We start from the raw sequence: 16,234 nt of genomic DNA on the forward strand, positions 1-16,234 counted from the left end.
GGAGGAACGGGCGATGACGCATGGGGCCAGAAGCTGGGGTGTTGCGGCATTGCTGGCGCTATCGGGGGTCGGCCTTTCGGCGCTATCGGCGCAGGAGGCGGACGATCCGCACTTCATGACCGGCGCGGAACCCGTTTCTCCCGAAGACTATGCGAAACTGCCTAAGCAGGGGCGGTTTCGCGCCTATCTGCCCAAGCGGGTGGACCTGTCCAACGCCTATCCGCCGCCCGGATCGCAGGGACCGCAGCCCAATTGCGTCGCCTGGGCGACCACCTATGCCGCGCGCACATTCCTGAACTTCCGCGACAAGACGGTGCAGCCCGCCACCCCCGCCGACCAGATGAGCCCGGCCTATGTTTACAACCGGCTGCGCCCTGCCGGATCGCCGTGCAGCGGGACGATCAGCATCGTCCAGGCCCTGACATTGCTCAAGAACGAGGGGACGGTCAGCCTGGCCGACTTCCCAGACGATATGACCAAATGCGCGATCCCCGCGCCCGAAGCGCTGAAAGCCAAGGCGGGCAATTATCGCCTGCTCGACTGGCGCGCGGTCGACCGCGAAGTGAAGGACGACTGGCGCACGCCGATCATATTGGACGACGTCAAGGGTGCGCTGGCGCGCGGCGCGCCGGTGATCTTCGCCATGCCGGTGCCTGCCGATTTCAAGGCGCATCGGGGCAATGGCATCTATGCCCGTGCCGACAAGCCGGACAAGGCCAGCTATCACGCCATGGCGATCGTGGGCTATGATGAGGAGCGGCAGGCGCTGCGCATCATGAACAGCTGGGGTCCGATCTGGGGCGACAAGGGCTATGCCTGGATCGACTATGCGACCTTCCGGCTGCTGACCGGGGAAGCCTATTCGCTCGAAGCGCCGGTCGCACCGGCAGCGCCCGGCGCGCCGCCGCCTGCGCCCAAGAGTGCGGCGCAGATGGTGACTGAGCATGCCGCTGCCATGCCCTGCGGCGCCGTCAGCGTGAAGGGCGCTAGCCTGTCGGGCTTTTCCGGCGACCTGAACGCGATCGCCGCCTTGCGCGAAGCCGCGTTGAAGGCGGACCCCAGGACCAAGTTCGAGGTGCGTCATTTGCCCTGGCCGCAATGCGAGGCGGCGCTGACGCTGGCCGCTCCGCTGGCGCGCGCGGGGACGCGGATCGCGGCGCTGACCGAAGCAGGGGCGTTGCGCGAGGGCGATCCGGTGACGATGAAGGAGAATGAGATTTTCGGCGTCAGCGCGACCACCATAGCGGCGCGGCCATATCTCAGCATCATCTATCTGCAGGCCGATGGCAGCGCGGTGGAACTGCATCGCGGCCATCCCGAACCCGACCGCAAGGGGGTGCGGCAAGTGATGATCGGTCTGTCCAAGGCCGCGCAGCGCTATGCCGTCGCCCCGCCCTTCGGCCCGGAGTTGATCGTCGCGCTGGCGTCCGACAAACCGCTGTTTGGCGATGATGAGGTGGTCAATGGCACCGAACGGCAGTTTCTGACGCGGCTGCGCGCCAAGCTGGTCAGCCATCCCGGTGACGGCGTGTCCGCCGCCTTCGTCCGCCTGCACACCAGCAACTGACCGCCACGATGCGCGGGGGCAAGCAGGGCAAGGGGTTGAGGCTGCCGCCGGTCGCGCCGATCGTGCGGTTCGGGGCGATGGGGGTTGCTTTCCTGCTTGGCACATGGGGTTTTGCGCAGGCCTATGGGCAGGCGGGAATCGCGTCCTCCCTGGCACAGGATGCGTTCCGGTCGCTGCGGCTGATCGTCGGCAATTTTCCCCAGGCGCTTGAGGGGCGCGATTTGCCCGTCGCGCTGCATATTGCGCGCTGGGCGCTGCCGCTGCTGACCTTCTGGTCCACCGTCGCGCTGGCGTGGGAGCAGTTGCGCAATCCTTGGCGGCTGGCGATGATCCGGGCGCGGGGCGACCATCTGGTGATAGCGGGCGATGCCGATAGCGGGCTGGCGGCACAGGCGGCGGCCGGCGCGCTGGATGAGGGGCGGCGGGTGCTGCTGTGGCCGGGTGACCGGCGCACTGTCTGGGTCGCGGACGCGATCGAGGCTGGGGCAGCGGAGGTCGAGCAGGCGGAGACGGACGACAGCGTGCAGGCGCTAGCGCTGGACAAGGCGCGGGCCGTGCTGCTGCTGAGCCGCGAGGCGCGGACCAATATCGCGCTGGCCTCCGCCGTTATGGGGCAGGCGGCGCGGGTGCGGGCCGCTGGCGATCCGCTGGACGTGATCCTGCGCGTTGATGACCTCGACCTGCGGCGCAGCGTCGAACAGCGGTTCGAGCAGGGCGACCGCAAGACCGCGCGGGTACGGCTGGCGGCGCTGCCCGACATTGCCGCGCGACAACTGGCGCTGGCCCGGCCGATCGACGGTTTTGCCCGTGCGGGACAGGCGGGGCGCAGCGTGCTGGTGATCGGCTTTACCCCGCTGGTCGAACGCTATGTGCTGCGGACGCTGGCAGGCGGCCATTATCGCGACGGGGGCAAGCCGTCCTTCTTCATGCATCTGGCCGATGCGGCGATGGCTGAGGCGGGTTTCCGGGCGCGCAATCCGGGGGCGGACAGCCTGTCGCCCGTGCACTTTGTCGAGGCGCGACCTGACCCGGCGGGGATCGGGGCGCTGATCGACCTGCATGTCACGACGCACGGTGAGCCGGTTGCGATCCTGATCGATGCGGGTGATGATGACCGGGCGCTGGCGATCGCGCTGGCCGTCGATGCGCGCTATCGCGCCGCTGCGCTGGTCGCGCCGCCGATCCATGTACGGATGGATGGCGGGCATGACGCCCGGCTGGGCGCGGGGATTTTACCGTTCGGGGCGCTGGCCGATCTGGCCGATCCCGACATGCTGTTACAGGACCGGCATGATGCGCTGGCCCGGTCGATCCATGATTTCTATTTGGAGGGGCGCTTTGCAGAAGGGGAGCGGATCGGCGTGCGGGCGTCGATGCAGGAATGGGAAAATCTGCCCGAAAGCTTCCGCGACGATAACCGGCTGGTCGCCGACTGCTATCAGTTGAAGCTGCGCGACATTGGCGCGCGGCTGGTGGAGGGCAGCGGACCGTCGCTGCTGCTGACGCCCGATGAGTTGGAGGAATTGTCGCGCGCCGAACATGACCGCTGGATGGCGGCCAAGCTGGTACAGGGCTGGACGTTCGGCGCGGTGCGCGATGACGCCAAGCGGCTGCATCCCGACATCATTCCCTATGATGATTTGAGCGAGGCGATCAAGGATCTGGACCGGGAGCAGGTGCGGATCATGGCGCGCTTGCTGGGCGCGTCGGGGCGGCGGGCATTGCGGGTGCTGACCGTGGCGATCCTGCCCGGCGGCGAGAGCGTGCCGCCCGATCCGGGCGCGCTGCTGGCGGCGCTGGATGCGCATTATCCCGACCGGGTGCCGCTGTTTGCGGGCGATCTGGCCGATGCCTGGTCGCGGGCGATTATGGCGGCGCTGCATCAGCGGGGGCGGTTGATTCAACTGAGGCTGACCAGCCATGTCCAGGCGATCATCGACCGGCTCCATGGCGGCGACGCACGGATGGCGGCGGAGTTGGTGCGGGCGGCGGACGGCATCCGTGCAGTCGCCGATCCAGCGGACCTATCGGATGCCCAATTGATCCTGACGCCGGGTCCGATTGAGGATAATCGCGCCGTACAACTGGGCAGCGACGGCGCTATTGTCCGGGCGCCATGGGCGCGCTGAGGGGCAGCCGCAAGATTGTTGCCGCGCTGGGGGCCGGGCTGTGGCTGATCGGGCGCGCGGCGCGCGGCATGGCGCGGCGGCTGGTGGCGGGCGACCGGCTGGCGCAGCGGCAATTGGCCGATGGCCTACCGCTGCATGTGTGGCGACCCTTGCGCACCCTGCTGCCGCTGGCAGCGCTGGCGGGGATGATCGCCGGGATCGGCGCAGCGCGGCTGCTGGCGCTCTATAATGCGCAGATTCCGGTGCAGGCGGCGCTGGCGGAAACGCTGTTGTGCGACATCGTGCCGTTGCTTGTCGGGCTGTTCGCGTCGGGCAGCGTATCCGTGGCGCTATCATCGCGGCTGGGGGCGATGTCGCTCAATCGGGAGATTGACGCGCTGGAGGCGCTGGGGCGCGATCCGGTCGGCCATGCGCTGGGTCCGGCGCTGGCCGCGGTGCTGCTGTCGGTGCCGATCCATATGATGCTGGCCGGGTTGGCCGCGCTGGTCGGCTGCGCGTTGCCGCTGGGACTGATGGCCAATATCGACTGGGCGCAATGGGCGGGTTTTGCCTTTTCGCACGAGGCAGCGGGGGCGATGCTGACCGGCATGGGCAAGGTGCTGGTCTATGCGCTGATCGCCTTCGGCGTTGGCGGCGCGGTGGGGACCAAGCCGGTGCGATCGCCAGCAGACATTGGCCGCCGCGCGACCACCGCCTTTACCGCCGGATTGCTGGGGATTTTTGCCGCGGCGGCGGTGTGGACAGCCTTGGCATGAGCGCGTTGCTGGCATTTGAGGGCGTCAGTCTGGTGCTGGGCGGGGTGCGGCTGCTGGACCGGATCGACCTGACCATCGCGGCGGGCGAGCGGGTTGCTATCGTGGGGGAGAGCGGGTCGGGCAAGGGCTGGCTGCTGCGGCTGGCGGTCGGGCTGGCCGAGCCGGGCAGCGGCACGGTGCGGCTGATGGGGGTGGCGCTGGAGGAGGCGGATACGGATGCGCGCCGGTTGCTGCGCGCGCGGTGCGGGCTGGCGATGCAGGGCGGGTCGTTGTTGGGCGACCTGAGCGTTGAGGAGAATATGCGGCTGGCGCTGGGCCGAATGGGCGGGCGCGATGCGCGGGCGGCGCGGCGGATCGACCGGCTGTTGCTGGAATATGGGCTGGAGCAGGCGGCGAGCATCCGCGCCGACATGCTGTCCATCGGTGAGCGGCGGCGGGCGGAACTGGCGCGCGCCTTCATGCGTGATCCTGACCTGCTGATTCTGGACGAGCCGTTCGAGGGTGCCTATGCGCGCGGCGCGGCGCTGGAGGAGCAGGTGCGGCGGCGGATGGTGCCGCATGGCCGGGCGCTTCTGCTGCTGACGCAGGATGCGGCGCTGGCCGGGCGCTTGTGCGAGCGGGTGTATCGGCTGGAGGCTGGGCGGTTGGTGTGACGCCGCGTGTTCCCGCGCAGGCGGCAATCCAGTTCAGAGGACGGGACTGGGTTCCCGCCTGCGCGGGAACACGCAGGGTTGTTCAGCAGGAAGCAGCCCTGACCTTGCCCGACACCGCATCTTCAACAAAGGCCGCAACCGCCTGTTCGATCGCGCCCTGAAATGCCGCCGCGCGGGTGGTGCCTGCCGCCGAGGCGATCGGCTGGGTGGCGCAATAGCGGCCGGTCCAGATGGCCTTGCCCTGCGCCACCTGGGTCACGTCGAAGGCGACGACCGCTTGCGCGGTGCCAGCGCCGGTCACTTCCTCGAACCGGTCGAGCGTCGCCACGACCCGGCGGTCGGCGGCCAGCGACAGGTCCGGTCCAGTGACGGCGGCAAAGCGGGTGCGCAGCCCGGCGACCAGCGCGCGGGCCAGCATGGTGGCGGGGGCTTCTTCCCAGAACAGGGTTGCGGCCTGGCGGATTTCGCCGGGCGTGGCGGCATCGACATAAGCGTAGCGCAATCCGCCGCTGAGGCCCCGCGCCTGCACCGGGGCGACTGCCAGCGTCGGCGCAGGCTGGACCGCGCCGGGGGTGAAGCGGGGCGAGACACGCATGGTGACGGGGGTGTCGCCGCTTTTCAATGCGGCGCAGGCCGGGAGCATCAGGAGCAGGAGGATCGAGGCGCGGCGCTTCATTTCTGTCCTCCCGGCGGTGGCGGATCAGCGTAGCGCTGGCCGCGGATTGCGAAGGTCGGGTCGCCCGCCAGCCGCTCGCTGAGGTTTCCAAGGCTGGCGCTGGTGCGTTCCAGATTGGCGCTGGTGGCGATCAGCGAGGCGGAGGCGCCTTCGAGGATCATTCGCGCTTCGCTGGCGCTGCCCTTCCCTTCGGCCAGCAGCCCGGCGATGCTGGTCTGGTTCTGCGCGACCATCGCCTGGGTTTCGCGCAAGATGCCGTTCAATGCGGCGATGTCGATTTCCGACGCGCGACCGGTCGCCTTGCGGACGTGGGAGAGGGTCAGCGCAATGTCGCCCTGCCCCGGCGTGAAGCTGCGGTCGAGTTGGGTGCTGAGCGAGTTCAAGGCGGCGAGGGTTTCGGTGGCGTTGCGGGCGACCTGCGCCATGTCGACCGCGCTGCCCGATCCGTCGCCCTGCAACATGGTGGACAGCCGCTGCGCCATGGCGTTGGCGGTGCGGGCGACGGCAGCGGCTTCGCCGATTGCGATCGAGGCGGTTTCGAACAGGTCGGCGGGGCGGCGGCATCCGGCGATGGCGTCTGCGCTCTGTGGCCCGGCGATGCTGTCGCAGCCATAGGCGCGGCGAGCGGTGGCGCATTGGGCGGTGGCGGTTTCCAGCGCGACCAGTTCGATGCGCGGGGCCGTCAGCGGATTGGCGGCGGCGACGGTGGCGAAGGCGCAGGGCGATGGCTGCCAGTCCTTTGCCACGCCCATATGGACGGCAAAGGTGCGGCTAGCCCCATCCAGTTTAACCGAGCGGACCTGGCCGATGGGCGCGCCGCGAAAATAGACCTGAACGCCCGGCGAGACGCCTTCTACATCATCTAGAGTCGTGGCGATGACCCGCTGGCGGAAGAAGGGATCGGGGACCAGCGCCAGTATTGCGACCAGCGCCACGGCGAGGATCGCGGCCCCGACGCCCCATCTGATCTGCGTTGCTGCGTCCGGCGTCATCCACCCCTCCCCTACCGGTCACAACAGACCCGCACGGAGGTCTTGTCAAGCGGGATCGGATGGGCTGAAGCCGCCGCCGCCGGGGGTTTCGATGATGAAGATATCGCCTGCCTGCATAGTGGCGGTAGCGGTGGGGCCGAGCGGCTCGATACTGCCATCAGCCCGTTCGATCGCATTGCGGCCGGGACTGCCCGGCGCGCCGCCAGCCAGGCCGAAGGGCGGGACGATGCGGCGGTTGGAGAGGATGCCGGCGGTCACATCCTCCAGAAAGCGGATCCGGCGCAACGCGCCGTCGCCGCCCTTGTGAAAGCCCTGCCCGCCGGAGCCGGGACGGATAGAAAATTCTTCCAGCAGCACCGGGAAACGGGTTTCGAGGATTTCGGGATCAGTCAGGCGGCTGTTGGTCATATGGGTCTGGACCACCGGCGCGCCGTCGAAGTCGGGGCCAGCGCCGGAGCCGCCCGCGATGGTTTCATAATATTGGTGGCGGGCATTGCCGAAGGTCAGATTGTTCATCGTCCCCTGCGCGCCGGCCATGACGCCCAATGCGCCGAACAGCGCGTCGGTGACGACCTGGCTGGTTTCGACATTGCCAGCGACCACGGCGGCCGGGTGGCGGGGGCGGAGCATCGAGCCTTCGGGGACAATGATGGTAATGGGCTTCAAACAGCCGTCATTCATCGGCACCGCCTCGTCGATCAGGGTGCGCACGACATAGAGGACGGCAGCGCGGACGACTGAGACGGGGGCGTTGAAATTGCCGGGAAGCTGGGCCGACGATCCGGTGAAATCGACGGTGGCGGAACAGGTCGTATGATCAAGCTGGACGGTGACCTGGACAATCGCACCATTGTCCATCGCGTAGGTGAAATGGCCGTTAGACAGGCGACCGATCAGGCGGCGGACGGCGGCTTCGGCCTGGTCCTGGACATGGGCCATATAGGCGGCGACGGTGGCCGCACCATAATCATTGCTTATCCGTAACAATTCCTGACTGCCCCGCGCGCAGGCGGCGATCTGGGCGGTGAGATCGGCGATATTCTGGTCGATATTGCGCGCGGGCCATGGTCCCGATGCCAGCATCGCGCGGATATCGGCTTCGCGGAATGTGCCGCGATCGACCAGCAGCATATTGTCGAGGATGACGCCCTCTTCCTCAACCGATACGCTGCCCGGCGGCATCGAACCGGGGGTGATCCCGCCAATATCGGCATGATGGCCGCGCGCCGCGACATAATAAGACGGGGCGGCATCGCTGCCAGTAAACACCGGCATGACGACGGTGACGTCGGGCAGATGGGTGCCGCCATCATAGGGCGCGTTGAGGGCATAGACGTCGCCCGGCTGCATTCCGCGTCCGTCGATCGGTTGCCCGTCCGGCTTGGTCCCGCGCCGCGCCATGATCGTGCGGATACTGTCGCCCATGCTGCCCAGATGGACCGGCATGTGCGGGGCGTTGGCGACGAGATTGCCCGCCGCATCGAACAGCGCGCAGGAAAAATCGAGCCGTTCGCGGATATTGACCGAGGAGGCACTGTTCTGGAGCGCAGCGCCCATTTCCTCGGCAATCGCCATGAAGAGACCACCCATGACTTCGAGCCGAACAGGATCGACGGCGCTGGCGTCGCCGGTCTGCGGCGCAGGGCGTGGGGTATGGCGGGTGAGGATCAGATTGCCGATCGCGTCGAGCCGGGCGCGCCAGCCGGGTTCCACGGCGGTGGTCGAGACAGGATCGATGATCAGCGCGGGTCCGTCGATGATGCTGGTGGCGGCCAGGCCGGCGCGGTCGTGGACCGGGGCGGTTTCGCCTGCATAGTCGATTTGAGCCAGCGGTGGCGCGGGTTGCGCGGCGATGGTGGCGATGGCGCTCATCGCTTCGCTGGTGTCGGCAATCGCCTCGACCCGCGCCATGTCGATGAGGATGCGACCCTGCCCGGTAAAACCGAAGCGGGCGCTATGCTGCGTCAGGAAATCGGCGCGCATCGCGTCGATGTCTGCCAGCGGCACGTCGAACAGGCTGTCCGTGCCGTCATAGCGCAGCCGCAGCAGCGTTTCGATCCGGTCGGCCTGGGGCAGGTCGGCGCGGGCGTCGGCAGCAAGGGCCGCCAGCGCCTGATCGAGTTGCGCCATATTCTGCGCGTCGAGCGGCAGCGCCAGCGTCCGCTCCCGCACCGCGCGGCGATCGGCCAGCCCCATGCCATAGGCGGACAATACACCGCCCAATGGATGGATCATCACCCGGTCCATGCCGAGCGCATCAGCGACCAGGCAGGCATGTTGCCCCCCTGCCCCGCCGAAGCTGGCCAGCGTATAGCGCGTCACATCATGACCTCGCGCGACCGAGATGCGCTTGATCGCATTGGCCATGCTGGCGACGGCAACGGCGATGAAGCCCTGGGCGGCGTCGCGTAGCGTCAGGATGCGCCCGGTTTCCGCCTGCACCTGCGCGCAGATCGCGGCGATGCGGGTTTGCGCGGCGGCGGGATCGAGTGGCTGGTCGCCGTTCGGGCCGAACAGGCTTGGGAAATGATCGGGCTGAATCTTGCCGAGCAGCAGGTTGCAGTCGGTGATGGTCAGCGGCCCGCCGCGTCGGTAGCAGGCCGGTCCCGGCACTGCGCCCGCCGATTCCGGGCCGACGCGGAAGCGACCATCGACGAAGGAGCAGATCGAGCCGCCGCCCGCCGCGATGGTGTGGATGCGCATCATCGGCGCGCGCAGACGGACGCCCGCGACCCGCGCCTCATTGTCGCGCTCATAGGCTCCGGCATAGTGCGACACATCGGTCGATGTGCCGCCCATGTCGAAGCCTATGACTTCGCGGAAACCAGCCTGCTCTGCGGTGCGGGCAAGGCCAACAATGCCGCCCGCCGGGCCGGACAATATCGCATCCTTGCCCCGGAACAGGCTGCCGTCGATCAGGCCGCCGCTCGATTGCATGAACAGCATGTCGGCCTGATCGCCCAGCGCGTCACGCAGCCCATCGACATAGGCGCGCAGCACGGGGGAGAGATATGCATCCGTCAACGTGGTGTCGCCGCGCCCGATCAGCTTGATCAGCGGGGCGACATCATGGCTGGTCGAAATCTGGGTGAAGCCGATATCGGCGGCGATCGCGGCGATCGCCTGTTCATGGGCCGGATAGCGATAGCCGTGCATCAGCACGATGGCGATCGCGCGCAAGCCGCTGTCATAGGCTGATTGCAGCGCGGCGCGGGCCGCTTCCTGGTCCAGTGGCGTCAGCACCGAGCCATCGGCCATGAGCCGTTCGTCCATTTCCGCCACCTGCGCATATAGCGGGTCGGGCAGGATGATGTGCCGGGCGAACAGGTCCGGCCGGTCCTGATAGCCGATGCGCAGCGCGTCGCGGAAACCGCGCGTGATCGCAAGCAGGGTCGGCTCGCCCTTGCGCTCCAGCAGGGCGTTGGTCGCGATGGTCGTGCTGATGCGCAACGAGCAGGGCGGGATCATCCCCTGCCCTGCGCCCGTCAGCCGCCGCACAGCCTCCACCGCCGCGTCTGCATAACGTTCCGGGTCGCTCGACAGCAATTTGGCGGTATGCAATCGCCCATCCGGGTCGCGCGCGACCACATCGGTAAAGGTGCCGCCGCGATCGATCCTGAATTGCCAGTCCATGGCGCGGGTGATGGCGGGAGCGCGGCGCGATGGCAAGGGCGTGCGCGATGACACTCGTCGCAGGGGGCTTGCCCTGCGCGCTGCATTTTCCCATGAGGGGCGCCATGCCCGCCACCCGCCCCGAACGGTCGATCATCCTGTTATTGCTCGCGTTGCTGATCGTCATGGTGGCGGTGAGCGGCACATTCTGGCTGTATCGCAGCCAGCAGGCGAGCGCCGACTGGATCAAACATACGTTGCGGGTGGAAAACCGGCTGTCGCTGATGATGGCCCAGGTACAGGCGGCGGAAAGCAGCCAGCGTGGCTATATGCTGACCGGCCAGCCGACTTTTCTGGAAAGCTATACCAGCTTCGATCGCCAATGGCGCGGCGACATAGCGACGCTGCGTCAGGATGTCCGTGACAATCCCGTACAGGCGCAGGCGGTCGATCGGTTAGGCAGTCTGATCGAGCGACGCAGCGCCTATCTGGCACGGGGAGTGGCACTCAAGCGTGCAGGGCGTCCGATCGACTCCAGTATTTTTGCGCCGGGCCAGATTTTGATGGCGGGCATCCGGGCGCAAATCGCCGCGATGAAGGCGCGTGAGGAAGGATTGTTGCGCGATCGCACCGTCAACAATAGTCGGCTAAGCATGTTGGTGTCCGGCGGGCTGGCGGTCAGTGCGGCGCTGGTGATCCTGTTGGGCCTGATGGCGCTGCGCACCGCGCAACGACGCATGAGCGAAGCGGTTGCCCATGGCCTGGCAATGGAACAGGCCAATCAACGGCTGATCGCCGAAGCGCAGGAGCGCGAGGCGGCCGAAGCGCAGCTGCGCCAGATGCACAAGATGGAATCGATTGGCCAGCTGACCGGCGGCATCGCCCATGATTTCAACAATATGCTGGCCATCGTCATCGGATCGCTGGACATGGCGCGGCGGCGGCTGGGCGAGGATGGCGACCCGCGCGTCGTCAAAGGCATCGACAATGCGACCGAGGGCGCGCAGCGGGCGGCGCAACTGACCGCGCGACTGCTCGCTTTCTCACGCCAGCAACCGCTCGACCCGCAGCCGACCGACGTCAACAAGCTCGTCGGCGGCATGTCCGAACTGCTGCGCCGCACGATCGGCGAAGATGTGCGAGTGGAATCGGTGCTGGCGGGCGGGCTGTGGCGGGCGAGCATCGACGCCAACCAGCTGGAAAATGCGATCATCAACCTGTGCGTCAATGCGCGCGATGCGATGCCGGGTGGCGGCAAGCTGACGATCGAGACCGGTAACGCCCATCTGGATGACGCCTATGCCGCGACCCATGATGAAGTGACGCCGGGCCAATATATCATGGTGTCGGTCGCCGACAGCGGCACCGGGATGCCGCCCGATGTCGTGGCGCGCGCGTTCGACCCCTTCTTCACCACCAAGGGCGTGGGCAAGGGCACCGGTCTGGGGCTGAGCCAGGTATTCGGCTTCGTCAAACAATCGCATGGCCATGTGAAAATCTATTCCGAGCCGGGCCAGGGGACGATCATCAAAATCTACCTGCCGCGCCATTATGGCCCCGATGCGGCCGGCAGCTATATCGTCCCCGCCGCCGACAGCCTGCCCCGCGCGCAGGGTGAGGAAATCATCCTGCTGGTCGAGGATGAGGAGCGGGTGCGGCATATGTCGGTCGATTCGCTGCGCGAACTGGGCTATACCGTGGTGCAGGCATCGGACGGCGAGCAGGCGCTGGAGATGCTGACCATCCAGCCGCGCATCGACATGCTGTTCACCGACATCGTCATGCCGGGTATCAACGGCCGGATATTGGCCGACAGGGCGCGGGAGGCGCGGCCAGGGCTGAAAGTGCTCTACACCACCGGCTATACCCGCAACGCCATCGTCCATAACGGGATGCTGGACCCCGGCGTGTCGTTCCTGGCCAAGCCGTTCACGCTGGACCAGCTGGCCGCCAAGGTGCGGCAGGTGCTGGATGGCGAGGGCTGATCGGCGCGCCGACTGATCGAGGTTGTGGACAGGGAGGAATTTAGAACATATCAGGAACGATATGGTCGCCCTTTCCACCCGTCAAAAACTCGAAATCCTGGCCGATGCGGCCAAATATGATGCGTCCTGCGCCTCGTCCGGCACGAGCAAACGGGATTCGCGCGGGGGCAAGGGGATCGGATCGACCGAGGGGATGGGCATATGCCATGCCTATGCGCCGGACGGGCGCTGCATATCGCTGCTCAAGATATTGCTGACTAACAGCTGCATTTTCGACTGCCATTATTGCATCAACCGCCGGTCGAGCGACGTGCGGCGCGCGCGCTTCACGGTGCAGGAGGTGGTCGACCTGACGCTCAGCTTCTATCGGCGCAACTATATCGAGGGACTGTTCCTCTCGTCGGGCATCATCGCCTCATCCGACTACACGATGGAGCAGATGGTGGCGGTGGCCCGCTGCCTGCGTGAGGAGCATGATTTTCGCGGCTATATCCACCTCAAGACCATTCCAGATGCCGACCCCGAATTGTCGCATCAGGCGGGGCTGTTCGCCGACCGTTTGTCGATCAATGTCGAATTGCCGACGGAGGCGGGGCTGGAGCGGCTGGCCCCGGAAAAGGATGGCGGGCGGATCGAGGGCGCGATGGCGGGGATGCGCAGCGCGATGGAGGATATGGGCGAGGCGCGGCGCAAATATCGCCATGCGCCGCGCTTTGCCCCTGCCGGACAATCGACCCAGATGATCGTGGGCGCGGACGATGCGAGCGACAGCGCGATCATCACCCGCGCGAGCAGCCTTTATGACCGGCACCGTTTGCGCCGCGTCTATTACAGCGCCTTTTCGCCGATCCCGTCGCCGAGCGCCGTATTGCCGCTCAAGCGACCGCCGCTGCTGCGCGAACATCGGCTCTATCAGTCGGACTGGATGATGCGCTTTTACGGCTATGGAGCCGACGAGGTGGCGAGTGCGACCGATCCGGTGACGGGCTGCCTGCCGCTCGACATCGATCCCAAGCTGGCCTGGGCGCTGCGGCATCGCGGGATTTTCCCGGTCGATGTGAACCGCGCGCCGCGCGAGATGTTGCTGCGCGTGCCGGGACTGGGGGTGAAGGCGGTCAACCGCATATTGGCCAGCCGCCGCCATCGCCGGTTGCGGCTGGACGATGTGGCGCGGCTGACGACGTCGATCAAGAAGCTGCGGCCTTTCCTGATTGCCAGCGACTGGCGACCGGTGCAGCTGGCCGATCAGGCGGACCTGCGCCGCCAGATGATCCCTGCCCCCGCCCAGCTCGATCTTTTTTCATGAAAAAGACGCATTTTGCGGTTGATCGTGGGGCTGGTTCGTGAAACTCTCAGGACGAGGTCATCCAAGGGGGTCAGGGTCTTGGCGGCAATGTTCGACAGTCATGCCATGGGCAGCCGTAATGTCGGCTTCGCAAAGCGCATCAGCACGCATCTGGCGGCGGCGCTTGTCACCTTCTGCCTGTTGCAGATCTTCATCGTCGCGAAGATGGGCGGATCGCTGGTGTTGCATCTGGGCATCATCGTCGCGATCGGCGGCTTTGCCGTGGCGGCGCGCGGGCTGGAACGGCGCTGGCAGATGCTGGAACGCAGCGACCTGTCGCACAGCGGGCTGGCGCTGCGCTTCCGTCGCGACCTGCTCCAGCTATGGGTGGCCAGCTTGGTCGGCGCGATGCTGTGGATACCGGTCGCGATCATCTTCCGCTTCCTGTTCGGCTGACACGGACCTAATTGCCGGTCCCGTCGTTCTCCTCCCCATATCTGGAGGAGACATTGCCATGGCCAACGCTACGATTTTCGACCGTCTGAAACAGGATCATGATGTCCATCGCGAAATGTTCGCGAAAATGGCGGATGCCAAGGATGATGCCGACACGCTGAAAAAGCTGTTCGACCAGTTCAAGGTCGAGGTGTCGGCTCATGCCGCCGCTGAGGAAGAAACCCTCTACGCCACCATGTTGTCGCGCCCGGACCTGCGCGAGGATGCGCAGCATAGCGTGTCCGAGCATAAGGAAATCGACGATTATCTGGAAGAGCTGGACGAGTTGAAATTTGACGGCGAGGCGTGGCGCAAGAAATTCGCGAAGATGAAGGAACGCTACCTCCACCATATTGAGGAGGAAGAGGAAGAGATGTTCCCCGCCGCTGCCAAGGAACTGACGGCGGACGAGGAAAAGAAACTCGCCGCCACCTTCGCCAAGCGCAAGCCCGCCGAACTGGCCCGCGCCGAGGCCGACAGCTAAAAAGCCATGTATTGCGCGTCGCTGGCCGCCCCGGATGATTTTGACGGCTGGCGGGTGGCGGCGCGTGGCCTGGCTTTGGCCGGGGTCGATCCGGCCGAAGTCGTCTGGCAAGTAGGCGATAAGGGGGGCGACCTGTTCGCCAGCGATGCGCCACCGCCGGTCGCGGCGCAGGCGGCTTTCGCGGTGCCGCGCGCCTTTGTCGATCTGGCCCAAAGCGCCATCCTGCATCGCGATCCGCAGCGTTTTGCCTTGCTTTACGCGCTGTTGGTGCAGCTGCGCGACCGGCCCGGCACGATGGAGGATAAGGCCGATCCGCTGCTCCGCCGGATCGAGGGGCTGGCCAAGGCGGTGCGGCGCGACATCCACAAGATGCGTGCTTTCGTGCGGTTCCGCGCGCTGGAGGATGCGGATGGCACACGCTTTGTCGCCTGGTTCGAGCCGGAACAGCATATCGTGCGCGCCAATGCCGGCTTTTTCGTGCGGCGCTTTGCGACGATGCGCTGGTCGATCCTGACGCCAGAGGCGAGTATCCATTGGGATGGCGAGACGTTGACGCAGGGGCCGGGCGCAGCGCGTGGCGATGCGCCGGGGGACGACCCGGTCGAGGAGATATGGAAGGGCTATTATGCCGCCATCTTCAATCCCGCGCGGCTGAAAGTGGGGGCGATGCTGTCCGAAATGCCCAAGAAATATTGGCGCAACCTGCCCGAAGCGGCGCTGATCCCCGCGCTGGTCGCGGGCGCACAGGCGCGCGAGGCGGCGATGATCGCGACCGCCCCTGCCCCCGCGAAACGACCCGGCAATGCCATGGCCGCCTGGACCGCGCTGCGCGAGGAGGCGCGCAGCTGCACCCGCTGCCCGCTCCGCGGCCCCGCGACCCAGACGGTGTTTGGCGAAGGGCCAGTCGATGCGCCCCTGTTCTTCATCGGCGAGCAACCGGGCGATCAGGAGGATCTGGCCGGGCGGCCCTTTGTCGGCCCGGCGGGGCAATTGTTCGACGCTGCGCTGGCAGAAGCCGGGGTGGATCGGGCGCGGGCCTATGTCACCAACGCGGTCAAGCATTTCAAGTTTGAGCCGCGCGGCAAGCGCCGCATCCACCAGACCCCGCAGGCGGGCGAGGTGCAGGCGTGCCGATGGTGGCTGGAGCAGGAACTGGCGCTTGTGCGCCCGCGCGTGATCGTCGCGCTGGGCGCAACCGCCGCACGCGCCCTGCTGGGCAAGGCGGTCGCGATCGGCAAGGTGCGGGGTGCGCCGATCCCGCTGGCGGACGGCGCGGAAGCCTGGGTCACGGTGCATCCGAGCTATTTGCTGCGGCTGCCCGACGCGGCCAAAGCGGCGGAGGAGCGGGCGCGGTTTGTGGCGGAGTTGCGCCTGGTAGGGGAGCGGGTGCGGGGGTTGGGGTGAAAGGGCTGCATGGGGCGGATTGCGGAAAGACGGCTTTCTATTCCCCGCCCGCTTGCGGGAGGGGGAATAAGGTCAGCCAATGGTCCAGCCTGTGTGAAAAGGCGATAATTATGGTATGATGCTCTGACGGTTTGGAGGGTCATATGGGTCGCTTCATTGCTGGTGCTGATCGCAGCCAGACGACATTATTCCCACCG

Annotated in this window: 12 protein-coding genes; 9 read left to right on the forward strand and 3 right to left on the reverse strand. The window is 66.8% G+C overall.

The window, feature by feature from the left end; all coding sequences use genetic code 11:
- The first annotated feature begins 13 nt into the window (after window positions 1-13).
- From Q0D44_RS15600 to Q0D44_RS15615, 4 genes are read left to right on the forward strand one after another with little or no spacing between them, the layout of a single operon-like run.
- Window positions 14-1,567: a C1 family peptidase gene (locus tag Q0D44_RS15600; protein ID WP_294137809.1), complete on the forward strand. Its 1,554-nt coding sequence runs from the start codon at window positions 14-16 to the stop codon at window positions 1,565-1,567.
- A gap of 8 nt (window positions 1,568-1,575) precedes the next feature.
- A complete protein-coding gene (locus Q0D44_RS15605; protein ID WP_294137811.1) occupies window positions 1,576-3,696 on the forward strand; it encodes a RyR domain-containing protein in 2,121 nt (706 codons plus the stop codon).
- Window positions 3,684-4,451, forward strand: a complete 768-nt coding sequence (locus tag Q0D44_RS15610) for an ABC transporter permease (protein ID WP_294137814.1) — start codon at window positions 3,684-3,686, stop codon at window positions 4,449-4,451. The genes Q0D44_RS15605 and Q0D44_RS15610 overlap by 13 nt, the downstream gene beginning before the upstream one ends.
- The gene (locus Q0D44_RS15615) at window positions 4,448-5,104 is read left to right on the forward strand and encodes an ATP-binding cassette domain-containing protein (protein ID WP_294137816.1); all 657 of its coding nucleotides are present in this window, start codon (window positions 4,448-4,450) and stop codon (window positions 5,102-5,104) included. The genes Q0D44_RS15610 and Q0D44_RS15615 overlap by 4 nt, the downstream gene beginning before the upstream one ends.
- An 82-nt stretch (window positions 5,105-5,186) precedes the next feature.
- Here the strand turns inward: Q0D44_RS15615 and Q0D44_RS15620 are convergent, their stop codons facing one another.
- Genes Q0D44_RS15620 through Q0D44_RS15630 form a run of 3 tightly spaced genes read right to left on the reverse strand, consistent with a single transcriptional unit; the run spans window position 5,187 to window position 10,405 of the window.
- Window positions 5,187-5,780: an ABC-type transport auxiliary lipoprotein family protein gene (locus Q0D44_RS15620; protein ID WP_294137819.1), complete on the reverse strand. Its 594-nt coding sequence runs from the start codon at window positions 5,778-5,780 to the stop codon at window positions 5,187-5,189.
- The gene (locus tag Q0D44_RS15625) at window positions 5,777-6,772 is read right to left on the reverse strand and encodes an MlaD family protein (protein ID WP_294137821.1); all 996 of its coding nucleotides are present in this window, start codon (window positions 6,770-6,772) and stop codon (window positions 5,777-5,779) included. The genes Q0D44_RS15620 and Q0D44_RS15625 overlap by 4 nt, the downstream gene beginning before the upstream one ends.
- 45 nt (window positions 6,773-6,817) lie before the next feature.
- A complete protein-coding gene (locus Q0D44_RS15630) occupies window positions 6,818-10,405 on the reverse strand; it encodes a hydantoinase B/oxoprolinase family protein (protein WP_294137851.1) in 3,588 nt (1,195 codons plus the stop codon).
- 104 nt (window positions 10,406-10,509) lie between these two features.
- Between Q0D44_RS15630 and Q0D44_RS15635 the strand changes: the two genes are divergently transcribed.
- From Q0D44_RS15635 to Q0D44_RS15655, 5 genes are all read left to right on the forward strand, one after another.
- The gene (locus tag Q0D44_RS15635) at window positions 10,510-12,369 is read left to right on the forward strand and encodes a CHASE3 domain-containing protein (RefSeq protein ID WP_294137826.1); all 1,860 of its coding nucleotides are present in this window, start codon (window positions 10,510-10,512) and stop codon (window positions 12,367-12,369) included.
- 61 nt (window positions 12,370-12,430) lie between these two features.
- Window positions 12,431-13,675 carry a putative DNA modification/repair radical SAM protein gene (locus Q0D44_RS15640; RefSeq protein WP_294137828.1) on the forward strand — a complete coding sequence of 415 codons (1,245 nt, stop codon included), beginning with the start codon at window positions 12,431-12,433 and terminating at the stop codon, window positions 13,673-13,675.
- Between the two features lie 87 nt (window positions 13,676-13,762).
- Window positions 13,763-14,110, forward strand: a complete 348-nt coding sequence (locus Q0D44_RS15645) for a hypothetical protein (protein ID WP_294137830.1) — start codon at window positions 13,763-13,765, stop codon at window positions 14,108-14,110.
- Window positions 14,111-14,168: 58 nt separating this feature from the next.
- Window positions 14,169-14,633, forward strand: a complete 465-nt coding sequence (locus Q0D44_RS15650; RefSeq protein ID WP_294137833.1) for a hemerythrin domain-containing protein — start codon at window positions 14,169-14,171, stop codon at window positions 14,631-14,633.
- Between the two features lie 6 nt (window positions 14,634-14,639).
- Complete coding sequence (locus tag Q0D44_RS15655) at window positions 14,640-16,037, forward strand: UdgX family uracil-DNA binding protein (RefSeq protein WP_294137836.1); 1,398 nt, start codon at window positions 14,640-14,642, stop codon at window positions 16,035-16,037.
- The last annotated feature ends 197 nt before the right edge of the window (window positions 16,038-16,234 follow it).

This window comes from Sphingobium sp. (genome assembly GCA_023266575.1).
GTDB lineage: Bacteria > Pseudomonadota > Alphaproteobacteria > Sphingomonadales > Sphingomonadaceae > Sphingobium.